This is a genomic window from Paenibacillus sp. MAEPY2 (assembly GCF_000499205.1).
Lineage (GTDB): Bacteria > Bacillota > Bacilli > Paenibacillales > Paenibacillaceae > Paenibacillus > Paenibacillus vandeheii.
In genome coordinates, this window is record NZ_AWUK01000034.1 from 103,203 (window position 1) to 128,178 (window position 24,976).

Annotated in this window: 14 protein-coding genes; 1 reads left to right on the forward strand and 13 read right to left on the reverse strand. The window is 50.3% G+C overall.

Translation table 11 applies throughout. From position 1 onward, the window contains the following. Positions 1-29 precede the first annotated feature (29 nt). From P364_RS0125035 to P364_RS0125100, 13 genes are all read right to left on the reverse strand, one after another. Complete coding sequence (locus tag P364_RS0125035; RefSeq protein ID WP_024632782.1) at positions 30-1,253, reverse strand: MFS transporter; 1,224 nt, start codon at positions 1,251-1,253, stop codon at positions 30-32. A gap of 221 nt (positions 1,254-1,474) precedes the next feature. Then, the gene (locus tag P364_RS0125040; protein WP_024632783.1) at positions 1,475-3,538 is read right to left on the reverse strand and encodes a molybdopterin-containing oxidoreductase family protein; all 2,064 of its coding nucleotides are present in this window, start codon (positions 3,536-3,538) and stop codon (positions 1,475-1,477) included. Between the two features lie 453 nt (positions 3,539-3,991). Continuing rightward, positions 3,992-4,846, reverse strand: coding sequence for a formate/nitrite transporter family protein (locus P364_RS0125045; RefSeq protein WP_024632784.1), 855 nt, complete (start codon positions 4,844-4,846; stop codon positions 3,992-3,994). A gap of 225 nt (positions 4,847-5,071) precedes the next feature. Further along, complete coding sequence (locus P364_RS0125050) at positions 5,072-6,433, reverse strand: FAD-dependent oxidoreductase (RefSeq protein WP_024632785.1); 1,362 nt, start codon at positions 6,431-6,433, stop codon at positions 5,072-5,074. 305 nt (positions 6,434-6,738) lie between these two features. Then, positions 6,739-7,221 (reverse strand): glutathione peroxidase, encoded by a 483-nt coding sequence (locus P364_RS0125055; RefSeq protein ID WP_024632786.1) that lies wholly within the window; start codon positions 7,219-7,221, stop codon positions 6,739-6,741. 327 nt (positions 7,222-7,548) lie between these two features. Beyond that, a complete protein-coding gene (locus P364_RS0125065) occupies positions 7,549-8,436 on the reverse strand; it encodes an ABC transporter ATP-binding protein (RefSeq protein ID WP_024632787.1) in 888 nt (295 codons plus the stop codon). A gap of 435 nt (positions 8,437-8,871) precedes the next feature. Continuing rightward, complete coding sequence (locus P364_RS0125070) at positions 8,872-12,111, reverse strand: GAP1-N2 domain-containing protein (RefSeq protein ID WP_024632788.1); 3,240 nt, start codon at positions 12,109-12,111, stop codon at positions 8,872-8,874. Next, positions 12,108-13,367, reverse strand: a complete 1,260-nt coding sequence (locus P364_RS0125075; protein WP_024632789.1) for a TRAFAC clade GTPase domain-containing protein — start codon at positions 13,365-13,367, stop codon at positions 12,108-12,110. Before P364_RS0125075 ends, P364_RS0125070 begins: the two co-directional genes overlap by 4 nt. Positions 13,368-13,450: 83 nt before the next feature. After that, complete coding sequence (locus tag P364_RS0125080; RefSeq protein WP_024632790.1) at positions 13,451-14,098, reverse strand: hypothetical protein; 648 nt, start codon at positions 14,096-14,098, stop codon at positions 13,451-13,453. A 20-nt stretch (positions 14,099-14,118) separates the two neighbouring features. Beyond that, positions 14,119-15,402: a vWA domain-containing protein gene (locus tag P364_RS0125085; RefSeq protein WP_024632791.1), complete on the reverse strand. Its 1,284-nt coding sequence runs from the start codon at positions 15,400-15,402 to the stop codon at positions 14,119-14,121. A gap of 201 nt (positions 15,403-15,603) precedes the next feature. Continuing rightward, complete coding sequence (locus P364_RS0125090) at positions 15,604-18,168, reverse strand: hypothetical protein (protein WP_052016764.1); 2,565 nt, start codon at positions 18,166-18,168, stop codon at positions 15,604-15,606. Between the two features lies 1 nt (position 18,169). Continuing rightward, complete coding sequence (locus P364_RS0125095; RefSeq protein ID WP_024632793.1) at positions 18,170-21,559, reverse strand: tubulin-like doman-containing protein; 3,390 nt, start codon at positions 21,557-21,559, stop codon at positions 18,170-18,172. 41 nt (positions 21,560-21,600) lie between these two features. After that, positions 21,601-23,394: a vWA domain-containing protein gene (locus P364_RS0125100; RefSeq protein ID WP_024632794.1), complete on the reverse strand. Its 1,794-nt coding sequence runs from the start codon at positions 23,392-23,394 to the stop codon at positions 21,601-21,603. 536 nt (positions 23,395-23,930) lie between these two features. On the opposite strand from P364_RS0125100, the gene P364_RS0125105 reads away from it, so the two are divergent. Next, positions 23,931-24,863, forward strand: coding sequence for a hypothetical protein (locus P364_RS0125105; protein ID WP_024632795.1), 933 nt, complete (start codon positions 23,931-23,933; stop codon positions 24,861-24,863). Positions 24,864-24,976: the final 113 nt, after the last annotated feature.

Sequence of the window (24,976 nt, forward strand, 5' to 3'; positions counted from 1 at the left end):
CTCTTCCTTACACCACCTAGCCTAAGAGGCTAAGCGTCCAATCCATACTCCTTCACTTCACGATTGCGGTTCAGCACCGCATGCAGTACAAAGCCAAGCACTGCAATACCCGCCGTGACAGTCGCCAGCCATGCTACAGGAATCAATCCCTGTTTGTCGTACATGACGCCCATGGCATACGGCCCGATAACCCGGCCGACCGCACCGATTCCACCGGATATCCCAATGTAGAAGGGTGCCGATCTTCCCGCATGCTCTGAGATAAATGCCGGCGTAGCAGGTGAGATCAGCATTTCCCCAAAGGTAGCCAGTACCATTGCAAGCACCATACCCGGATAGCTGTACATCGTGATCATGACAATGTAGGCCATGCCATAGAACACTGCACTTGCCGTCATCTGAGCAGTCGATGTACGGGCCATCGTACGCTTGACCCAGCTGGTGAAGGGTTGTCCCACGAAGATGAGCACCCCGTTCAGCGTCCAGAGCAGACCGTACATTCTTTTCTCCATACCCTCGGAAATAATATACGGAGACACACCAGTATTCCAGATGGAATTACCAAATAGCAGGAACAGCACGCCCAGGCTCATAAATAGATATAATCTGGTGTTGCCCAGCAGCGCCCAGACGCCCGGCCCATCGGGAACCGTTTTGCGCTTGGTCAGATGCACTTCGCCCTGATCCGGTTCTGCCCGCGACAGATAATACCAGAAAAAGATCGCGAACCCGGCCGAAGTCACCCCGTTCAGTACAAAGCTGAGATGATAGGAAAAATCAGCCAGGAAACCACTGAGTGCCGTACCAATCGCCACACCGATATTGTTGGCGACATAGATCACATTAAACAATTCCCCGCGTCGCTCCGCAAACCGGAAGCCGATAAAGGCTTGAATCGCTGGCAGCGATAATGAACTAAATAGGCCGATCCAGCCCATCGCACATATAAATATAACCCAATACGCGCTGATCCACGGCAGAGCAAACAACCCCACAGCGTTTAACGCCAGTGATCCGATGATCAGCTTCTTGACCCCCACCCGGTGGTACAGTGCACCTCCGAGCAATTGACCGAAGATACCGCCCAGCGACTGAATCAGAATGACAAACCCCGCGTTCGCCATCGTGCGCCCAAGCTCATCAAATACATACATTGTGGTCAGCGGCCACATCAAGGCACTGCCTGTCGCATTGACCAGACTAGCCAGCAAAAATATTTTCACTTCTTTTGGATACGTATCCAGCCATCTCATCATCTTGTTTATTCTCCTTAGTACCTTCAAAAAGCAAATTGCCATAAAAAATAGACCCTCGCCAGACGGCATGATTAGCCAGAGCGAAGGCCATTTGAATTCTAAATTTTGAATCTTGCTCTACATTCTGCTTTCGATCTACTCATTGCTTTCGGTCTATTCATTGCTTACAATCTATCCATTGTTCATCTTACCTGAAAAGATCCGATCTGCAAGCACATTCATTGACGCTTCACTTCGACAGTGGCCGAGAAGAATGTAGCCCCGTTGCCCATGTCAGACAGTCGATTAGACGTGAGCGAGTTCGCCCGCTGTTTTTTGCCATTGCCATCCCACCATAAGCCTTGACTAATCACTGTTCCTGGCAGCATGGATTCACTCACCTTGGCGGTTAATTCGATTCGGCCGCGGTCATTCCATACGACCACCGTATCCCCATCCTCCACCTGTCTGCGAGCGGCGTCCTCCGGGTGCATTTGCAATAGTGGCATCTTCTCCAAGCGTTGATGTTTGGCCGAATTGGCAAAGGTGGAGTTCAGGAAATTATGATTTGGTGGCGACAGAAACATCAGCGGATAGACGTCCGCAGGTCCAGCCGGTTTCTCCCCATCATACCCTTCAACCAGTGCACTGTACGTAGGTAACGGAGGCAATCCTCGCTGAGCCATCGTTTCCGAATACAGCTCGATTTTCCCCGAAGGTGTGGGCAGCTGATCCAAATATGAATCATGTGGAGACATATCCAGCTTGACGAAATGATGCTGCTTCAGCCCTTCTAATGTTACTCCGTTCATGTAGGGATTGCCCGTACCCTGGAGTGCTTCCTCAATCATCTGTTCCGGTGTCTCACCGAAAATCTCAGGGTCGTATCCCATCGCCTGCCCAAGCAAAGAGAACAGTTCCACATTGCTCTTGCTCTCACCCAAAGGCGCAATGACCGGCTCTTGCAAATGGACATACTGATGCCAGTAGGATGTATACAGATCTGTCGTTTCAAATGAAGACGTCGCAGGCAGTACAATATCCGCGTACTTCGCCGTATCTGTCAGGAACAGATCATGGACAACCGTGAACAGATCCTCCCGTGCAAAACCTCGCTCCACCCGCTCGGTATCCGGTGCCACCACCAAAGGATTGCTGCAATAAACCATCAACGCCCGAATCGGCTGCTCCGCTTCCAGCAGTGCTTCGCCAATCCGGTTCATGTTCACCACGCGCGGCTCCGGGTTCTGGCGCAGCTCTGGACGCTCCAACGCATCGCTATTGGTGCTCGCGTAGCTATTGGTACGAATGGCGCCACCGCCGCGCTTCAGCCACTGGCCTGTAATGGCAGGCAGACAGGCTACGCTGCGCACGTTCATGCCACCGTTGTCGTGATGCTGCAGGCCATTGCCGATATGAATGTGGGCGGCCTGTGCGTTGCCATACAGCTCAGCCAGCTTCACGATGTCCGCTTCCGGTACGCCTGTAATACGTGCAACGCGCTCAGGGGTGTAGCTGCGGACATGATCACGCAGTGCCACATGGCCGACGGTATACTTTTGCATAAAGTCCTCATCCGTCAGTCCCTGCTCGAACAGTACATGCATTAATCCGAGTGCCAGTGCGCTGTCTGTACCCGGGTAGAGTGGAATGAACCAGTCTCCCCATTGGGCGGTCCGATTGCGATGAACGTCAATGACGACGATTTGGGCTCCCTTTTTGCGGGCTTTCTCGGCCAGAACGACCTGATGCATATTGGTGCTGACAATGTTGCCTCCCCACACCAGAATGACATCTGCATGCTCCGTATCTTCGGGAAGTGTTCCCCGGTTCGCACCCATCGTATATTTCCACCCGGTATTTCCGGCCGCATTACATATCGTCTGTTCCAGCTTGCTCGCGCCTAGCGCATTGAAGAAACGACGATCCATGCCATCGACACCAAGAATGCCCATGTTTCCATAGAAGCTGTATGGCAGGATGCTCTCCGGTCCGTAGGTATCTGACAGTGAACTGAATTTCGCCGTAATCTCGCGGATGGCCTCATCCCAGCTGATTCGCTCGAACTGGCCTTCCCCCTTGGCTCCGATGCGTCGCATCGGATATTGCAGCCGCTCCGGGTGATACACCCGCTCCGTCATATTTCGGACCTTGTTACAGATGGCGCCTTTGGTAATCGGATGGTCCGGATTGCCTGCTACCTTCACGATTTTGCCGTTCTCCTTATGAAGCAGCAGGCCGCAAGTATCCGGACAATCGAGCGGGCAAACCGCCGGGAATACGCCATTCTCCTGATCGATCATATACAAGTCCCTCCCCCTTCAAAGCTATCTTCATATCATATCTTCTTCATGGTAATCGCGTAAAGAGAACAGTCTTTTTTCACCGCCACAGCTGCTCGAAATTATTTTAAAAAAATCTTATTTCCCCTTGATTCAATCTCGAAATTCAGGGGTAAATTAAAAATAAGGCATTAGGCTAGTGTTTCCCCACTTCCTCCTCATGCCATATCATGGACCACTCCCGAAATTCGCCATGAACAGGTTTCGTTCCCCCGAACCTTGTCATGGCGAATTTATTTTGTGTGGATATTTTTACATTAAAAAAAACGACTCCTTTCCCGCTCATCACAGCCGACAGCCATGACTTGAACGAGATCAGAATCGCCTCTCCTGTTTACTTTGCATTCGCCTTTTCACTCGTTTTCGCACTTGTACCACGGTTACAACGCTACTCGATTACTCGGAAAAATGCCGCTACGCCTGCTTGCTCCACATCGTTCTGGCTTCCGTCTCTACAGGTTGGGCCACCGCCATTGCCACCTCAGGCTGCACTTCCGGCTCATGTTTGCGTAGATACACCATCCAGTAAGCAGCCGCCACAAACAGCGCCCCTCCCGTCAGATTACCAAGCCATACCGGAATGAAATTCATGACGTATTGCCCCCACGAATAATGCCCTTCGAAGATCGCCGCAGGAATCAGGAACATGTTGGCGACAACGTGCTGGAATCCAATAGCCACAAAAGCCATCGTTGGGAACCAAATGCCCAGTACTTTTCCGCTCATCGTATCCGATGCATAGGACAACCACACCGCAAGAGCTACCAGCCAGTTACACCCGATCCCGGATATAAAAGCCTGAAGAAAGCTGTCATCCAGCTTGTGTCCAGCCATATCGACTACTTTGGTCAAATAGGCACCTTCTGCCGTAAGACCGAGCACATGCCCAAACGCATAGGCCACAAAGATCGCCCCAAGGAAATTACCTATCGTTACTAAGGTGAGATTCTTCAACATGCTGCCTGCGGACAGTTTGCGCGCAATCGTCGCGAGTGGAACGGCCATCATATTGCCTGTCAGCAGTTCCCCGCCGCCAATCAGCACTAATATCAAACCTACCGGGAACACTGCTGCACCGATCAAATTAACCAAGCTGCCCCACTCGGCCGGAGCAGAGGCAATGACCCGAATATCCAGCAGAAATCCGAGCGCAATAAAAGCGCCTGCCAAAAAACTGAGTATCAATACGGAGGACACCGGATTTTGAGCTTTCTTCATCCCCGTATGCGCCGTATATTGTGCAACCTCAAGAGGTGTTTTTGCTGCCATAACGATCCTCTCCTTCACAGTTCATGAACATCATAAATCAACTTCTATTGTTGATATGTTCATTGTATCGCGAAGGTTTCGAGAGGTTTGTTACTTTTATCACAAAGTCTGAAAACTACATTTTTTAATGCTTCCGTTCTATCTTGTTCGGTCGATCTCAGAAAAAACAAAAAGAAAAGAACTGCCGCAGGATGCGGCAGCTCTCCTATAACTCAGCAATATCCGTTATACCATTGCTGGTGTTTTTACATCTACTGGAGGCAGCGCCTGAAGACCAGCCGAGTTCAGGAAGTTCCACGGTTTGTTGTAATGTGGCTGGAAGAAGAAGTCGATGAAGGCCAACTCATCTACCGTCATGTTGTTCTGGATGCAGACAGAGATCGTATTGATCGACTGTGTCAGATCAGCCTGTGACATAATCTGTGCACCAACAATGCGGCGGGTAGCCTGTTCATAGATCACTTTGAGCAGTAGCTTCTCTGCTGTTGGCATGAACTCCGGACGGTAAGCATCTTCAAGCGTTACCGCTTCAACGACCAGACCTTCGTCAGCAGCAGACGTTTCCGTCATACCTGTGCCTGCAATATTTTGCTCATATATTTTGATACCTGATGTGCCTTGTGTACCCATGTACGGTGTCGTAGGACGAACCAAGTTTCGGGCTACAAGTGTACCCATCCGCACCGCGTTGGTTGCCAGTGGGATGTAAGCTGCTTTGCCCGTTGGGTTGTAATGAACCGCACAGCTGTCTCCAGCAGCAAAGACGTCTTTCTGGCTGGTTTGCATATATTTATCCACGATGATTGCGTCGTTCGGCAGCATATCCACTTGGCCTTTGAGCAGTTCGGTATTTGGACGGAAACCAATGCACAGAATAACGAGGTCTGTTTCAAATTCTCCCTTGGATGTAATAACCTTGTTCACTTTGCCATTCTCTCCGGTGAATTTCTGCACCGTTTGGCCCAAAGCCAGCTTGATACCACGTCCAGTCAACGTTTCTTCAATGGCATCTGTAAACTCGGGGTCCAGATATTTGTTCAGAATCCGGTCCACGCTATCGATCAGCGTAACTTCCTTGCCGTTCATTTGGAAAGCCTCCACCAGCTCGATGCCGATGTATCCTGCGCCCACCACGGTAATGCGTTTGGCGTCCTTCGCTTTTTCGATGATTGTATTCGAATGGTTGTAGTTTTTGCAAAGTAAAATGTTATCCATATCGATGCCTTCCAGCTTCGGTACAACAGGCCATGAACCTGTGGTTACGATCAGCTTGTCGAACGTATCTTCGAATTCTTCCCCGGTTGTCAGGTTTTTAGCCTGAAGTTTATGACCTGCAGCATCTACTGACGTCACTTCATGAAGCATTTTGGTAACGACACCGAGTTCGGCCAGTTGGTTAGGCGAAGAATAGAACAGTCCGTCTGGATCTTTCACCACACCACCCACATACAGCGCAATACCACATGATAAAAAGGAGATATTGTCATTGCGCTCATACACGGTAATGGTAGCATCCGGGTACAATTTGGCGGTGTTAACGATGGCTGCGGTTCCTGCATGTGTACATCCGATAACTGCGATTTTCATGATAAGGTTCCCCCTTGGGTATATAAATATGAAATTGAATATGAACGTCATTGTGGTTGTGAAATATTTCACTTCTTAGTGAATACCTTGTATGTGATTTATTTCACTTTATACACTTATTATAATGTGATCTTTTTCACATTGCAAGGGGTTAATCAAAATAAATTTGTAGAATGGTTTTTTTGACGAATCAGCCAGACGCTAATTCATCTTCAATTAACTTCAGTTTCTCCTTTTTGAAGCTTGTTTATGCTACAAAAAAAAGCCTGTCCTCCAATTCTGGAGGCAGGCTTCTTCGTTATATTTTATACGCCAAGCAGCTTTTCAATCTCTGCAGTCATGGATTCCGGGGATTCTTTTGGTTCAACACGCCCCACAACCTCACCTTCACGATTCACGAGGAACTTGGTGAAATTCCATTGGATACTGTTGTCTTCACCAACACCAGGTTGCTGCTCACGCAGATACTTGAACAATGGATGAGCATCTTCACCATTTACGTCAACTTTGGCAAATACCGGGAAATTAACGCCGTAGTTGATTTGGCAGAATGATTCTGCTTCTTCACTTGACCCCGGCTCCTGACCGCCAAACTGGTTACAAGGGAACCCAAGCACAACCAAACCTTGATCACGATAGCGATCGTAGAGCTTCTGCAATTCACCGTATTGTGGAGTCAGTCCACACTTGCTGGCTGTATTGGCGATGACCAACACTTTGCCTTGATACAGATCGAGTGGAACTTCCTGATTTGCGGTCGTTACCGCCTGATACGAATATACGGACATGACTGATTCCTCCCATGAGTATGATGTAGGTTGGGCTGCTGTATGTACTGTACCGAATAATAATACGGCACACAGCCTGTCTCCATATTATAGACCCGAGACGAACAATTACCAAATCTGCGGTTAAACCGATCCCAGTTCATACGTGAAGCCTACTTCCACCACCAATGTGGTCAAGGGCTTTTTGAGTCGAATTTTGCAGCCAAAATAATCATACCGCTCTTGCGGCTCCACCTTGGTCAATCTCCCCTAGAATGCGAATAAGCCGCTGTGCATAATGCACAGCGGCTTCATTCTATCGTTGAGGACCACCTATGGCCCGTTTCATTAAATTCCTGTCGCGTGACGAACACGTTGCTCTGTCCGTCCTCCAGCATGAACCATTGCACTGTTCATGACCACTTGTTCTGGAGGTGCGGATTGCTGGCGTTCACCCGCAAGGGCGTATGGCAAGCAGAGCGGCACACCTGAACGTGGATCAATCACGATATCCGCTTCAATGTTGAATACTTCGCGAAGTACATCGGAGTTCATAACTTCTACGGGTGAACCTGTAGCGATGGCTTTACCTTTTTTAATACCAATCATGTGATGCGCATAACGGGAAGCATGGTTCAAGTCATGCACAACCATAACAATCGTACGATTTGCTGTAGCATTCAGCTGCTCCAGCAATTGCAGTACTTCAAGCTGGTGAGCCATATCCAGGAACGTTGTCGGCTCGTCCAGGAACAGAATATCTGTCTCCTGTGCCAGAGCCATCGCGATCCAGGCACGTTGCCGCTGTCCACCGGACAGTTGATCGATTGGACGATCATGGAACTCCGTCATGCCTGTCACTTCGATGGCCCATTCAATCATGCGTTTGTCTTCAGCACGCATCGACCCAAAACCTTTTTGATAAGGGAACCGTCCGTAAGACACCAGTTCGGTTACAGTAAGTCCTTCAGGCGCTGTTGGATTCTGTGGCAAAATCGCAAGCTGCTTGGCTACTTCACGCGTGGACTGCTTATGGATGGACTTCCCGTCGAGCAATACGCTACCTGCTTTTGGATTCATGATCCGTGCCATCGTTTTCAGGATGGTGGACTTCCCTGAACCGTTGGCTCCAACAAGTGCTGTAATTTTTCCTTGGGGAATTTGAATATTCAGATTATCAACAATCAGTCTTTCCTCATAAGCGATATCCAACTTGGACGTCTCCAGACGAAACATGCGATCATCCCTCTCTCATTTATCCCGGTTATGTATTCCGGCTATGACAACGAAAACGAAATTATAGTTCAGCGTATTTCCGGCGCAACAAGATCTTATACACTAAAGATACTGATAATCATTATCATTTGTCAACACTAAATACCAAATTCCTTGATGTTTGTGTGCTATTTTTGAAGTGTTTTACTGGAAATGAGTCGGATTGTCCACCATTCATGTGAGAGCTTTTCTCATCGTGTACATGCATTACATCGCTTTGCGCAAGGTCATTCATGCCCAACATTTTAATAATGTGTCTGAATTGTGAAAAATAGACCTATATCGCTTCAATTTGTACATGTTTTTCTCCATTGCTTGAACAAAACAAAAATACAGCCCCTACGAATTTACGAGGTGGCTGTATTCTGCATGAATCACCTATTCAAGTAATCTCGCTCAGAGCTTAGGTTCCGGGACGAGGTTGATGACGGTCGTTCCACTCTGAACACTCCCGATGCCCTCCAGATTGATATCGGCCGGAAGCTCTACCTGGTGCCCATAAGGATACAGTCGGTCTGCTTCGGCAACAGTCAGATTTTCCAAAGAAGACGAACCTGCTCCTGTAGACTGAGACGAATCTGAAGGCGTTTCGCCTGCTGCTCCCTCCGCTGTGCCTTTATCCGTGGAGTCCGTAGCTGCACCAGTCCCCGTATCCGTTCCTGTGCTCCCTGCTGCTGGATCTGAAGTGGTGCCCTCCGTTGTGGCTGAATCTACCCCCTGCTCGGTTTCTCCGCTCTGCTGAGTGTCATCCGCAGTATGGGTAGAAGAATCCGCGGAGCTTCCTTCAGACGTGCCCTCTGTGCTCTTTCCGGCTGCACCTTCCCCATCCGGCTCCTCGTTACGGTTGAAACTCTCCCATTCTCCCTCAGCATTGAGCTTCTGCGTAGTACCATCTTTCAAGTTCCATTGGAGAGTGTCCGTTTGCAAAGCGTTGCTGTCGGTTTCGTTTCTGTAACGGATAACCAACCGTGCAGGCGTCTGTGTACCGTCGTCCGCTTGGGATGCCGGAACGAGGTAGGCGATCTGTTCTGCGAGCTGCACCTCCGGTTCAGCAGGAACAAATGGCTCCTGTGTTGGTGGAGGTGATGCCGCTGGCGTCTCCGCCTTATTCCCCATCAAAGCATACGTACCTCCGGCAATACCAAGAATCAGGATGACGATGACCGATCCTAGAAAAAGGTTTTTCCTTTTACCTGTCAGCATGCGTACCAGCGGAGACGACAACTCTGTTCTGGCGCGGTCGTAGGCAGGCTTCATCGTCTTGCTTGCTCTGGCATAATAGGGCTTGAAAGCTGACTTGGACTTAAAGGCTTCGCGATCGTGGGCCTTGAAATAGGCCACGATTGCATCCGCGTATCCCTTGTGTGCGTTAGAGCCACGAATAAACAAGCGTTGATTCCCCGACCACTCCATAAATTGATACAACACTTCTGTACTTCCTGAATTACTGTAGATAAATTCAATAAGGCCTGGATAATCGAGCTTGTTGCTGCCGCTACCACCCCGATAGAAAGCCAGCGGCAGCGCTTCAAACGCAGCCGTACCTGGATGATCTCGAAGCTCCAAGACAAGCCAGCGGCGCGTCCAGCGCTGGAGTTCATTACGCTCAGCCAAGGAGAGTGCTTCCAGCTCCTCTTCGCTGCGCCCCTCACCGCTTAGCCATGCTCTCGCTGCCAGCATCATGTTTGTACGCGCAGATACATCTGAGCCCTGACGAGCAGCCCAGTCCCGAACCTCGTTTCCATGCAACAAAATATCAATGCTTAACAGCTGTTCACGATTAACCCGCTCCAGATCGAGATCCTGGATCATAAACAAATTAATGACGTAAGCCAGCTTATCGGCAAGTCGGGTTAAATCCTCCTGAAATGCCGGTGGTTGGACAGCGGACTCAGGTCCACCTTTCCGGTTAGCACGGACTGCAGCTCCAGATTGCCCAATCCGGGCGGTAATCCCTGTGTCTACTGAACCTGCAACTGATACACGATCCAACACACTAACCCGCTTAAGTGCCTCATTGGCAGATTGAACAGGGTTGGGCGCTGAGCACAAACGTTCACGCAGCTCGGTTGCAGTCCGTTCCAGCAAGAAGCTATTGTGGATGGCAGACGAGTGAGAAGTAATCCATCTCTGGATCACTTCCACGACGTCGGCAGCAGATTCCGTCCGTTTCAGCTGATTATCCAGATAGGGCTCGAACAACAGCTTGGTCAGTGATTCGTTCGCCAGCACTTTGTCGAAGAAAGCACGGCTTAACAGGCTGTCCCGATCCAGAAAGCCATACAGTTCCTGTACAGCACGCATCCGTTTCTGCGAACGGGCGTTATTAACACCATAGATGAAATATTCCACGATTCGGGACTGTACGACTGGCGCAGCGACCCGGAAATACTCTCCGATGCGTGCAGCAACCGAGTCCTCAGGCACATTCTCCCGTTTTACACTGTCCAGCTCACGACTGAGCAATGTAAGGAACAACTCGTTCAAACGTGAACGTTGCCGCGCTCCGCCTTCGGGTTTCAAGTAGGTGAGCAAGCCACTCAGGACATCGCTTTTGTTATTCAAATATATATCTTCTCTGCCTTGCTCCAGACGATAGAACATCGAAAGTTCCCCGTATGCTTCAATGGAGAGTTCTCGTCCCGGTTCCATCCCGAACAGCATCTCATCCGCAAAAGCATAAAATGGATCGGCAGCCGCTGGCTCATGCAGCAGAGACCAGGCAAATTCCGCGTAAGGAAGCTTTGCCACAGATGCATCTGCATGGGTAACTCTGCCCGATACCAGATCAAAGGTGAAATCCTTCTCCGTATTCCGGTCCTTCGGACGCAGTGTGCCTCGCTCCACAAACTGGAGGTGGATGCCTTTCTTCGCCTGCGGCTCCTTGGCAAATGTCATGAAGCCGAGCTGCCGCCGGAACGCGTAAGGCAGCGCCGTAAACAACAAACGCAGCAACCCCTTGGCTCCGGCTGTAACTTCTTCAGCGGGCACATCCAGCGCAATATATACCTTCCGACGTGTCGCTACAGCCTGCATGACGGCGTAGAGCAGACGTTTGAACACCACTTCGTCCATTTTTAAAGCGCCTAGGATCTGGCTTGGAGAGGAACCTGGGCCGAGGTCACCAGCCGGACTTGTGCCGAAGCCCAAGCCTGTCCCTCTGGCAAACCCCTGTCCCACTCCAGCTGTACGCGGCAATTCAGTAAGCGCAGGCAGTACTGTTCCTTGTTCGATGTCATATGACGTGGCGAACACAGCATCCAGCCAGCCGCCCTGCTTCATTTGCTCTTCCGAGCGTTCAGGAGACAAGACATAGTTATGAGCGAAAAAAGCACTGCGCAGCCCGGTGAAATCAGCGGACTGGTACACATTTTGCCCAAGGATCGTCTCCCCGCTCTCCAGGTGAAGCAGATGAATGGACGGTGGGAACTTCGTTTCATCCTTCTCACTCCGGCCCGTCAGTTCTGCTGGAGCGTCATAGACGCAGTAGGGATGAAGCACTTTTTTGATAAAAGAAGGGTCCAGTCCCGGCGATGCGGCAACCGTATCGAACCCCTCCGTTGTGCGAAACACCCCGCGCCGCTCTCTGGTGTACATCTGTTGTTCAATCGGCGGGGTTATGGAAGAACGCATCATCCCACTCTCCCCTCAATGTACTTCAGCTTGTACAGCAGCCAGAGGAATGGCTCATCGACACGGATTGGACTGACCACGCCTTGCAGCTTCATATCCACCGGATTGCTTCCCAGCGCAGATACCGCAAAGTAAGCCGTATCCTTAAAGTACACATCCATCGTGCCTTTGAATGGACGGTCCACCTTCTCGATAAACCGTCGGATCTCCCCGTCGATATTCTCGAATTCGGTCAGGTCGAACCAGTCGCGATGCACCATGTTGCGGAACACATTACTGTTGGATTTGATGTAATCACCCTCTTCATCCTTGAGGGAATGCAGCATGTCGCTTTTGGTCAGTACAACGGCTGTCGGAATATTCGTCTTGGCTTTGTCCTGGTAAGCGATAAAGTCACCGAACATCGTCAGCACCACATCACGCGGCTCATCGTATCTTGGCGTCCACTCGCCTGGCTCATTGCCGAGGTTGATGCGGATTTTGTCCCGGATGGAACGAATCTGGAGCGGGTCCACCATGAACAGAATGCCTGCCGAGTTCTTGATATGCTGCCCGTGAAGTCCCAGATAGTCCTGCTCCACCATACCTTCACCAGCAACGTCAAAGAACACCAGTGTCAGCGGAGCTTTATCTTCATCCTTGAATACAAATTGGAAAATAAACGGCTCCTGCAGCTTCTCCTTCTGCGTGGAATCCAACAGATCGCCCCGCTCGAATAATGGTTCTTCATAATCCGCACGGAACCGGCGACTAATCTCCGCATTCAGCGGCATGCAGGCCGCATCAAAGTGATCTGCAGTGTAATGCTGCAATGTATGAATCAATGAAGTCATGTAGACGGATTTTCCCACCTGTGATGCGCCTATAATGGAAATGATATTGCTTGGTGCTTTGCCTGCCGTGACAGGCAGCTCGTTATGGCACTGTGGACACAGCCGACGCCGCGTAACGACACCATACCGATCGTTCAGTCCCATCACAATGTTATCCGAATAGATGCGATGTTCCTCAGGTACATCATGCGGAGCCAACACGGCTTCCATATCAAACACCGTATCCAGTCCAAACCGTTCGCGATACCGATTCAGCTTCGCATCTTCCCCAAGTGCGTAGTCCTCATCGTCGTCGCGATGATGCGCAGCCCGGAACACAACCTCCTCCGGTGAAAACTTGCTGAAGCAATACGGACATACGATATCGTAAAATAAAGGCCGCTCCTCCGGCTGCTGTCGTTTCAAAAACCGACTAAAAAAGCTCATAGCCACTCCCCTCCCCTGATCAGTTAGACAAAGTTGATTTACACTTGCACTACGATGACAGAGTAAAAAATTAGTCTAACTATCTAATCTGATATAAGCCTATAGGCGGCTCCATACTTTGGTCCGTCCGTGAAGAACAATCTCACGTAATCGTCCTTGGCTACCTCGACGGGTGGCATCTCATTTCTTCCGGGAGCAAAATCACTCACAAAAGGGTACACCGTGCCATCTTCCTTGTTCAACGGAACCCCGCCCTGCTTGCGGACATAACAGAGCGCTTCCTTCGGAACAGGTGCTTCGGCCGTGACGGTCATCAGCACACTTTTTCGTTTCTGGAAAAAACCGCTCTTGTACCGGATGGAAAAGCGAATATCCGCCTTGCCTGCGCTTGCAATCACCGTGTTGTCCCCATCACGCTGACGCACCAGAACTGGCCCGTCTTCCTCCATCTGACAGACATACACCGTGTACCGGATGGCACCAAAACCCGTGAAGCGATCCATATATCCATTACTCGCCTTGTATTCTTCTTTCGTGTATAGCTTCAGCTTGCCCTGTGCAGCCTCTTCCCCGGTACGATCATCGCTCATCATATCGAGCTCCAGCCGTTCAACATATACAGCTTCCACACGATCTGGCCAGAGCCAGCGAAGTGTACACTGGCTCTCGTCCACTGCAAGTGTCAGTCTGCGAATCAGGGGCGCTGAAGGTTCTGCATCCGTAAAACGCATCTATCGTCTACCTCCAGACGTTAAAATCCTTTGCTGCGCGTATCTCTTCCCCGCTGACCGAATCCTTCCGCCGAATTGGCTCCTGCACCAGCCTCGCGGCGCCCACGAGTCTTCCGCGGTGTATTCTCCTTGATTGGTATGATCCAGGTGAACAGGGTTAACACAGCAGATAAGATGAGCATCGCTCCAAATCTTACAAATGCATCACCAACCGCTGATCCGTCCAGACCCCATTCAAGCAGAAGTCCTGCCAATAGACCGGATACAGCACCACCTATACCGAAGCTGACCGCCAAATGGCGGTTATCGAATACCAGCCCAAGCGATATGCCCAGCGCTACGCCAATCAGAAGCAGAGCAGCCACTCGGAAAATAGCCAGATACGTACTGTTCTCCATCATGCCTGTACGTTCGGTCACCAGTGTACGTTCATCGATCGTATCGTAAATTTGCTGGAATGCCAGATTAAGGCCCCCGGAATCCGGTACATCATAGTACATACCACCCGTCTGCTGTGCAATATGACGCAGCAAGTCGGTTCCGGAAGGGTCTACCAGACTCAGACCTACTGTATTGACGGCAATCTGTTCATTTGCATACTCAGACAAAATGCCGGATGTGTCTAAATCACTGAATCCATCGGATAGCAGGATCGCCACCGTACCGCGTTTCGGGTCCTGCTTGCCCTTAATCTGCTCCATCGCTTCGCGCAGCACTGCATCGAAATTGGTGCCGCCCGAGGTCGTCACGATGCCGTCAATCTTGCTGTATACCTCATTTTTGGCCGCTTCACTGTCCATCTGAATGAACGGCTGCAGCAGCTGCGGCTGATCATCAAAGGTAATCACAGCTACCTGTTTATCGCTCTCCATTTGGCTGATCAGCGTTTTGGCCGCTTCAAAGCGTCCGTTATCCGGGTCCGTATCACTCATGCTGCCCGAATTATCGATCATCAGTATAATATCTTTGACTTGCTTCGCACCGCCCGGGTTAATCTGATACAGCAATTGCAGGGCAAGTCCGACGACAAAAAGTAGTGCCAGCGTTGCCGGAACAAGCAGTTTCCAGGACAGCCCCAAATATCTCAGCTTCCAGGAAGCTCCGTTCAGCTTTGGCGAGATCATTTCTGCGAGTAAGCAGAACAATCCCACGCTAAGCGCCAGCACGCCAAAGTATAATCCCATCAGCAATAGACGAGGCATTTCTCCAAGCCACTGACGCAGCATGATTTCTCCAGCCGCAAAGCCCACAGCTCCGCCAATGAGGCTGAACAGGACCAAGAGAAGATTGATTTTTCGCTGCATGTTTGCATGCATCCTTTCCAAACCAGCCAAGAGTGGCTGAATTAATACAAGATGGGCAATCAAAAATGAACGACTCCGTATCCCTGGCGAAAACAGATCGACGTTGAACCATGAAGGAACAATGAAAATTAAACTTGCCCGCCTCAAAGTTCAACCCCATCTGTACCTCCCTTCCGTCCATAAGAGACACGGCCTTATGTTTTAGCGCATGGGTGACAGCTTCTCGGCCAGATCGGAGGGATGCAGCTCATAACCATTCTCCGTATACGAATCGTAATACACCCGGCCGTTGCGATACACCATCAGGTCTTCCAGATGGAAGCCTCCCATCAGATTCAGCTTCTCCACACCACTGCTTCGTTCTTCGTATACCACACCCAGCTTATAAATACGTGACGTCTCTTCGGCATGCGCCGCGTAGTCCATGAAGGCACTATGGTGATCACCAAAGAAATATTTTTCTTCATAACGATGTTCCTGCGTATAGTCGAATACCCTTACCCGAACGACCGCCTGCTCCTCCAGTGTACGGTACAATCTGCGGAACAGATCATCACGGGTCAGTACGTTTTTGTCGCCATAGGTAATGGTAACATTCGCCCGTAGCAGCAACTCTTCTTCAAAAGGTACCCGGAGCGGATCTGCTGTAAGCAGCATGGCATGACATACTTCCATCAGACGTTGCAGGAGTCGCTCGTTTCCTTCCGTAGCAAGCCGGTTCATATCCCCCATATAGCGGTCTTCGAACCAAACATCCCGTCCGCGCTTTGCCTCCAAATCGGCGATCAGCGCTTCCGTCACTTTGCCGTAGTATTCCATTACGTTCTGCCCGATGTACTCATCGGCTGCGGCGATGCTCTCTAGAGCGGTCTCACGCAAGGTACGTTCCAGCGCTGCCAGTGTCTCCGTTACCTTCCGACTGAACGTATGCAGATGCTCCATCTCTGTGTCGTAGACACGAAGCAGCTGTAATTCATTCTCCAGACGCAGCAATTCAACCTTGGGTACATACACGCGCTCCAGCAAACAATCGATCAGATTGCGCACGTTTTGTTTGTCACGGAACAATGCCCGTTTGAACGACTGATCCTCTACCCGCTCCTGCTGCCGCTGCTCAAGCAAAGAACGTGCGGATTCAAGCTGCACCGATTTATCCCGGATCAGTCCAAGCAAGGCCTCACGCACACTGCCGAACCCGTTGTCACTCCAGGCGGCCCACTGAAAATATCCAATCTCGGGATGCTCCGTCCGTGATTGCTCGGCTTGGCGACGAAGCGAGCCTTCTGTGCTGCGCTGACGCACTCGTTCCTCGGCAAGACGGACCACGTTATCACGGAAGTACGCCTCTGCCCCATGGCCGAACAGCGCTCTCTCCGCTTCACGCAGTGAGAGCGGCTTTAGATCCGTGAAGCTGACGTTATGCGTCATAATGCCGCTCATGCCGCTAACCAGGTCCTCATCGGGAAGGATACCTTCCACTTTACGCTCTACCGAAGCCCCGTCCAGTCCAAAGAAGACGAGCTTGTCCTTGATGCTCCACTCGGGCTCCTGCCGCATCCGTTCAAGCAGATAACGATACAGGTGATACAACACCGCGAGTGCAATCGGTTTGTTCGGCCGTCTGATCTCGGCAAAACCTGCACTGGCATACCCATGCTGATCCGAAGTGGTACGAATATTGTTTTTGAACGATGTATTGTTATAGGTGTTGGCTCCAGTGCTTGAAACGGCACCGGAGCTATCTGGCTCCTGCTTCCGGTTCTTGAGCAGACAGATTCGGCAGATGATCTCGGCATTTTCGATCCATCCGCCCGGCACGCCGGTTCCCCGCTCGTTTTTGTCTGACAAAATATATACGAGATCGAATAATGGCGATGCAGGATGCACTACCGGAATAGAGATACCGTCCTCTGTAACCAGCAGATTACCGCTGAACGTATAGTCCAGCCCTTGCATGTAATCCAGTTCCCGCAAAAAAGCGAGTCCTGCTGCACTTGCATATCCAAAGGAATCGACCTGCTCCATCTCGCTGACCAGCACATGCAGATCGGTCTGTACCGACTTGAAGGATTGACCCAATATCGTTTCGGTCAGCTTGGTAAGCTCCGGTAACAACACATTTAATGGATCGTCTGCCCGAGTCACGACCGTCACGTAGATCCGATCGAATGATGAATACAAACGTCCGTATTCAGCAATACGATTACTCACCCGTCGCAAGGTGCGATTCAGACCATAAAGGGCCTGATCTGAATCGTGAAAACTGCGATGTACATCCTTACGAAGTGTCTTGGAAGGTCGCCCAGTCTGTGCCCGGGATATCGGAAGCACGTGGCGAGTCACCTGACCGTCATCGAACGAGCTGCGATCCATAGCTTCAGCCGGACGATGCCCAACTGGATATGATGATTGACGGTCATCGCTATGTTCACGTCGGTCAAGCTGGCCACCGTTTTCATTATCATGCTTCATTCTTCCGCTGCTGTCATGGTTCTGATGACGATCATCATCCTGATCTTCCGTCCCAATCTGTACGTACACTACGCCTTCTCCGTTATCCCATTTCAGCCGGTTGATCTCCTGAACAGCAGATACTGCCGGAGCGACCTGATCACCCACGAACAGGAACAGAGCGGGGTAATGGATGCTGCTGCGACCATCACCCAGGCTGCCCTGGCGCTCCTGCTCTGTTGCATACTGGGCTGCATACTTCTCCAGATTACGCTTCAGGGCATTGTTCGAGCTGAACTCCATCCCGGCCGCCATCTTACTTCAGCCTTCTGCGAATGTCATTCAGTTTCGATGACATCGTTCTGTAGAACTGATAGATGTCTTCCCCGTTCGCCAGTTCCACTCGCTCGTATTCCAGGCGATCACGGGATTCCATGAACAATGCAGCCAGATCATCTACCTTGCTAAGCAGTGGCGTGATATCTTCGGAAGCGGTCAGGTCGTTATCACGACGGGAAGCTTTGCGAAACAATGTGCTGCGATCCTTCTCCGCCAGTCCACGGAAGTTGCCAAACACTTCATATTCAGCAAAGTTGCGGCTCTTCATCAGGTTCGCGAACGGCTCCCATGCATCTTCTTCCGGATCACGGTCATAGACATATAGCGCACCCTTCTTCACGATGGTATCCGTGTAGAGTGCTTCGATGAAGCGGTCATACCACTGCTCCTCGTCCTGGTGCTGGGCGAGAATGCCTTCCAGTTCGGCGACTTTGGCCGAGATGGCGTTCATCTTCGCCAGCTCTTCACGTACCCGCGCGATTAGCTGCGGGGAACGTACCAGGTTTTCTTTGGCCATATCTTCATTAATACTTCCGAAAATGTCCTTCACCGACACCCGTGGCAATCCTTCGGATTGCAGGCGTTTCAGTTCCATAACTGCACGCTTCACTTCACCCAGGTTCGGCGTAGTAGACGTCAGGCGCATGTCGTAGGCACCCAGCTTTGCGGACAGATCGAACGGTTCGGTCGTAACAACGGCGTAGCGGTTGCTTGTATTTTCGTCAATCGTCTTGGCTGTAACAATCTTGTATCCTATCGCCTGCTCGAATTCCGTACGCACACGGGCATTGTATTGCTTCACACGAGTGTTCTCGTACACATCACCCCAGGACTTTTCAGGGATCGGAGACGGCAGATAGGTCCAGTTATTCTTCTCGGTTTGCACCAGATGGCGGCCGATGCCTTCTTTGTCCAAAATGGTACGTTCATAACTTTCCTCATATACTTTGAGCGGTGTATACACAAACAGCGGTACCCCGTTGCGCGTGTTCAGCCAGAAGATCCGGTTGCGCACTTCACTTTCCTTGACGGTAAAATGGGATTTGCCCACCGCATTGTTCTGATAGTTGCGAATCCCTCTCAGAATGCCCGGCGCCTGTGCTGGCACCGATACGAATCCCCAAGATGGGAAATGCAGACTGCCTGTGCTGTTGCTCAGATTGAACACCGGAACGGCCTCATCATCCAGTTTGCCTGCAATGAAGCGTTCCACGAATTTCTCGACCGACTCGTCCTGTCCATATTTGATAACCAGGAAGTCTTCCATCGAGCGGGTAATCAGATCGCCGAACTTCTCAGTCAGGAAATCAGAGATGGAGCTGACGATATCGATCTCGTTTTCCTTCACCCACTGGCTGGAGTTCTCCAGCAATTCACGAGAGAAGTCGCGAATCAAATCATCCGTATCGCGCTTATCCAGCAGTCCATCCACCACACTGACGATATCCGGTACACTTACAACGTTCCAATAGTACGTCTTGTTGCCTTTGTGATCGGACTGTTCTTCGCCGCGTGTGAGAATATCCCCGTTTTTGGAGAAAATCGAGCTGAGCGCGTTCAGCGTTTCGGTAAATACATTATAAATGCGGCTGTTTTCCTGATTCAGCAATTCGTACAAATCCTCGTAGAACTCGATCATCTGATCATTGCGTTCCACATCGGCGTGCAGCCAGTACTCATGAATTTTTGCTTCAATATAAGCATTCTTCTTCTTCTCTTTGGAAACAAAAGCACTCTTCGCATCGCCGAGCTTCTCTTCGGACTGCTCCTGAGCGGCCTCAATATCACGCGGAATGCGGAAGGCATTCTCACGCAGGGTTTCAATGTACGACTGAATCATCTTCAGTACACAGAAGCCTTTTTCCGTGTAGATCAGACGGGACACATAGAACGGACCCTGTTCGGGATGCAAAAACATACGCCGGATCTGTTCGGTGAACTGACCCGCAATCTCACCCGGCAGCTGCTTCTTCGCCTTGATATATTCTTCACGGGCACGAGCCAGGAAGTTCTGCTCCAGTTCGGTGTCCATGTTCACCACCTGTGATTTCACCACATTGCCATAGGACAGACGCTCGCTATTCTGGTAGCCTGGCAGCGGCTCCGGCACGCGGGCTTCAAAGGACTTGACCACACTTTCGAGATCAATGCCCAGTTTGCGGGCAAACTTCTCGGTATCCTCCTGATTCGGCGCTTTGGAGAACATTGTGCTCATTTTGTCGAACATGCGGTAAGCCAGATAGGTCGTCATCTCTTCAATCGGCAGTACCGCGGAAGATGCACCGATAATGTTGTAATCATAGTTCGCCGGGTAAGCCTTGTTCATCTGCGCAATGTTCGTACGAATGTTGCTAATATAGTCGTGGATGGCGAACTCCTCACCCGACTGCTTTTCCTCACTCGCCATGAAGTTGGTGATGTTCTCGGCGGTGACGTTCATGCAGTAATCGTAGGCGTTTTCCAGCAGTTTGCCTTCCGTATTGGTTGCGGAAATCAGATGACACAGGTTGAACGGCGGCAGCGGTGAATTTACGGTCAGAATATTGCCGTATTTCTGGGAGAAACGTTCTCCCCGGCTATCCACGTTCATCCAGTAATCCAGCTCTTTGAGCGCAGCGTAACCATTCTTGCGGATGTACTCACGAGTGTGTTCACTCAAGCTTTTGTTGGAAAGGTTCACATCTGGAGTGAACAGATATCCAAGCGTGTTCACGCGGTCAATCCCGGCAGAGCCATGATCGCGTTCGATAATCCCGCGAACGATATAGGAAATATCCAGGAAGCAACCACTGCCCGTACCACCGGAAAGACCTGTCAGCAGGAACACCATCAGTTTTTTGTTGGTGCCTACGGATAAGGTTTTGATCTTCTTGTCGATCGCCTGAACGACCTGGTTAATCTTCGTAAACAGCAGCAAACGTCCAGCCTGACGCACCCCTGCGGCACCGTTCATGCCATCGGTGATGCTCAGCTCCGGAGACAGCCAGTCCGTAATATACGGCTCCAATACGCTGCGGTTCTGAAGAAGTCCACCAATCTCGGCATTGGACAGCAATACGAATTCATTAATTGGATCAAGTCCGATGCCCTTATACTTTTTGGCGCGATCCTGTTCGTTCGTTTCAAAAGCAAGAAATTCCACATTGGACGGTTTGTCCATCTTTTTCTTGGATACCGGGTCCTGTGGCAGCTTGAAACGTCGGTTAATCTGGTATTTAAGACGCAGCAGCGCATCAATACCTGTTCCTCCAAGGCCGATAATCAGAATCGGGTTATCAATGGTATCGACTCTGATTTTCTCGCTGACAATCCCTCCGCCAAGCGATACATCCAGTTGCTGAATATGTTCTCTAACAATCGGTTTCATTCCAAGTCCTCCCTTTCGTCATCTGCAAGTGCAAATGCCTGTTATACCAGATACTCAATTAAAATGGTCTTGTCCGCCTGTTGCAGCGGGATGCTCAGTCGGTCACCGTTCTTCAGTTCAACGCCTGAGCTTGCATCAACGGCACGGCCGGATTTCTCCAACGTTCCGCCTGCGGTATTACGGATTATAATTCGATCCCCATTGCTGGGTGTAAATACATATTTTTCGGTTTCCTTCAATTCAGGGTCCAGCTGTAACAGCTGATGCAAATGAAATCTGCCCCGGAAGGAAGCCAGCTTTTTATATTGTGGATACGACTTGTCCCCTGTGTTTTCATCCCGAATTTCAATAACCATCTGCCCAACAAATCCGCGGTTTTTGCGTTTTAGCCAGCCCATGAGGAACCAGCCTCCAACAGCTACAACGACCAGGGCAATCACGCCAAGAATAACGGGTAACCATGGGAATGGTTTATCCTGTTCGCCAGCAGAAGTCGTAGGTTGATTTCCGCTTCCGGCTGCTCCACCCGCATTGATCGTAATTGGAGCACTTTCCCGGTAGAAACTGTCCTCTTCTGCACGGATAACAAGCTCATAGTTATGGTTGTCCGGCACTTCAAACGTTCCGGCGAACCCGGTTCCCGTGTTTTCGAGCGGTTGTTCCACACTTTTGCCTGTATCCAGATCGTTTACGACCAATGTCGCCTTCATATCGGCATACAGATCATTATCCTGCAGCGGTTGTCCCCCATTCTCCAGCTTGGCTGTCAGATCGACTTTGTCGCCCTTTGTATAGGACTTGGTCTTAATTGGGTCCACGACGAGCTGGAGATCATAGTTGAACAACAGGTTGATATCGATGCTGTCTTTGGGAGCCCCTTTTACCCGAAGTTTCCAGTCGCCTTCCTGGGGTTTAAGCAGCTTCACCAAGGAATAACTCTTCGAAGTTGAAAGCTTGGCTGCATTCGAATTCAGATCCACGGCCTTGCCGGAAGGATCGGTTAATTCGATCTGCACTTGTTTTGAAGACATGATCGAAATATTCGCTTCCAGTACACTGTCATTCGGTACGTTCACGGTAACTTCCTGATAACTGCCGTTTCCTGTAATGGAGGGCAGCTTCACCACATTCAGCTTGGCATGATCCGCAAAAATTTCACTCAGAATCTGCGGCAGGTCATCCGGCGTATCCGTAATGAAGGACTTGCCTCCGGTCTGCTGAGACAAATCTGCAAGTGCATCCTTGTTCAATTTACCATCCGCGTTCAGTCCAATCGTATAGACGGGAATCCCTTGATCCTTTGCTTCCTTGACTGCCTTTGCCAGATCCGCATCGGACTGAGCCTGAGTGCGGCCTTTGGTTTTGTTAAAATCATTGTTGCCGTCAGCCAGCAGCACGATCATTGGCGAGTGAGACTTGTCAGCCCCGTGGTTCAGCACATTCACCGCTTCAGCCACTCCGACAGAAATATCGGTATAGGGCCCTCGGCCCAGCTGATCAATAAAATCTTTCAGGCTGTTCTTGTCCGCATCGGACTGAATCTCCAGCAATGCCTTTTCCCGCTCCACCTGATCGGTGTAAGCAACAATCCCTACCTTGTCCCCCTGGACCGGCAGCATATCAATAAACATTTTCATGGCTTCATTGCTGATCTTGTCACGGTCACTTGTATTCATTGAATTACTTACATCGGCTACAAGTACCGCATCGATTCCACTTGTCTGTGCCTGAGCCGCTGCAGCATGAGGCAGCAACGCCTGAGGTAGCAGCAGCGTTAGAATTGCCAGCAGAACCAGAGTTCCGCTGAGCCAGCGTATTTTGCTTGTCCGCAGCATTAGGTGTACTCCTTCACGTTTGAGATTAAAATGGGAATAGTTTATTATAGGCGTCAAGCCTTAAGGAAATCTTAACAGTCTACTAATAAATTCTGAAAAGCACCCCTATCTTCAGTTACAGTTTTGTAATGACTGACAAAAATCGACGTTCTCACGTCTTAATCTGTCACTAAAGTTCCAACTATGGAAATATGATATAGTTATTGCCAGTAAACTGCAATATAACGACGCTTGATCAGTAAACATTATCGTTTATAAAATGAATATAAGCATCACACGTTAACGGAGAGGGCAGAAAGGTTGTTCTGCCATCGAAGTGACTCGGGTGTGCAAACAATAGTTCATCTTATAATATAAGCAAAATGATCAAGCCATAGAAAGGAACGGATTATGGTTACATACGGATGCCTCGCCATATTGTTTCTTTTTGTCATGATAAAGGGGATTGCGTTCCTGCTTCATCGGCGCAAACCCGTTTCCCGGGAAGATGCAGATCGAACCCTCTACACTATTCTGAATGGCGAGCGTGATTGAGCATGAGTTCTAAACAAGTTGTATCCATCAGGCCTTTTATAAGAACGACGCATGCTTTTCAAAAGTTGCGTGTCTGCAAGCGGTGCGGACAGTATACCTGTCTTTGGGAGGACCAGTGTACCGCCTGTGGGCGGGGCACACTCACCTCAGCCGAAGAACGCGCCGCTTCCCGCGTGAAACGTCGAATTGTACGCGACCTGTTCATTACAGTAATTCTTGGTGCGGCTGCTACTTATTTCGGCGAAACGATTGATCAGACCATGGCAGCGGCCAGCGTCTCCCTGCTGCTCCTCGCTGGACTGATCTTCATGCAAAAGCGATCTTTCCAGATCGAACAGCAGCGAGAATTCAAACGAATGCTTCGTCAGGATGAGGAGGCGATTCGTCAGGGCATTAACCGGAATTGGGCCCTTGTCGCAGAAGCGCGCAAGCAGGATGAAGCGCTCGCCTACGAAATGCTCAGGGAGATCGGCTCACTCGTCTACAACGACCGGATTCGTCTGCAGCAGGTTGCGTTGCTGCAATCCTTCGTGCTGCGCAGCGATATGGACCTGCAGCTCAAGCCTCTGCTGCTGCGCAGCTTCGAGCGGCTGCTCGCTGAATATATCGGTGAAATCGCACGGCTGAAGCCGGAATTAATTCGCGAGGATGCGATCCGGTATGTTGCCACATACGAGGTTAATATTTTGCAGCTGCACAACGGCATTCAGATCCTGACGGCTGTCGCCGCCGCGGCTGTACGCAAAAGTAAATATATTGAGTTGTTCCCTAGTCTTATTACCCGCTACGCCCGCTTTATGCCCAAGGATCGTTTCATGCGACTCTATCAAACTCTGGAACTGTATCCGGGTAAGGCACGCGGTGGTCTGGCGGAATCGGTGGGTCGGGTGTATAACGAGAAATATCGGGATTCTTACGCAGATGCTCATGTGTAAAGCTGTTGAATATGGACTCGAAACGTAAATTAGTGCAAACTCAATCCCTGTATATAGACGACCTGAAATCCGTTCACCCCTGCATGCGTAATGGAATTACGCGTGACATCGTA

What these genes read in the sequence shown, in the direction of transcription:
- P364_RS0125065 (WP_024632787.1), bottom strand. Translation starts at nt 8,436, where the DNA reads ATGTTTCGTCTGGAGACGTCCAAGTTGGATATCGCTTATGAGGAAAGA.
- P364_RS0125095 (WP_024632793.1), bottom strand. Translation starts at nt 21,559, where the DNA reads ATGAAACCGATTGTTAGAGAACATATTCAGCAACTGGATGTATCGCTT.
- P364_RS0125035 (WP_024632782.1), bottom strand. Translation starts at nt 1,253, where the DNA reads ATGAGATGGCTGGATACGTATCCAAAAGAAGTGAAAATATTTTTGCTG.
- P364_RS0125080 (WP_024632790.1), bottom strand. Translation starts at nt 14,098, where the DNA reads ATGCGTTTTACGGATGCAGAACCTTCAGCGCCCCTGATTCGCAGACTG.
- P364_RS0125105 (WP_024632795.1), top strand. Translation starts at nt 23,931, where the DNA reads ATGAGTTCTAAACAAGTTGTATCCATCAGGCCTTTTATAAGAACGACG.
- P364_RS0125085 (WP_024632791.1), bottom strand. Translation starts at nt 15,402, where the DNA reads ATGCAGCGAAAAATCAATCTTCTCTTGGTCCTGTTCAGCCTCATTGGC.
- P364_RS0125050 (WP_024632785.1), bottom strand. Translation starts at nt 6,433, where the DNA reads ATGAAAATCGCAGTTATCGGATGTACACATGCAGGAACCGCAGCCATC.
- P364_RS0125075 (WP_024632789.1), bottom strand. Translation starts at nt 13,367, where the DNA reads ATGAGCTTTTTTAGTCGGTTTTTGAAACGACAGCAGCCGGAGGAGCGG.
- P364_RS0125090 (WP_052016764.1), bottom strand. Translation starts at nt 18,168, where the DNA reads ATGGCGGCCGGGATGGAGTTCAGCTCGAACAATGCCCTGAAGCGTAAT.
- P364_RS0125045 (WP_024632784.1), bottom strand. Translation starts at nt 4,846, where the DNA reads ATGGCAGCAAAAACACCTCTTGAGGTTGCACAATATACGGCGCATACG.
- P364_RS0125040 (WP_024632783.1), bottom strand. Translation starts at nt 3,538, where the DNA reads ATGATCGATCAGGAGAATGGCGTATTCCCGGCGGTTTGCCCGCTCGAT.
- P364_RS0125070 (WP_024632788.1), bottom strand. Translation starts at nt 12,111, where the DNA reads ATGATGCGTTCTTCCATAACCCCGCCGATTGAACAACAGATGTACACC.
- P364_RS0125100 (WP_024632794.1), bottom strand. Translation starts at nt 23,394, where the DNA reads ATGCTGCGGACAAGCAAAATACGCTGGCTCAGCGGAACTCTGGTTCTG.
- P364_RS0125055 (WP_024632786.1), bottom strand. Translation starts at nt 7,221, where the DNA reads ATGTCCGTATATTCGTATCAGGCGGTAACGACCGCAAATCAGGAAGTT.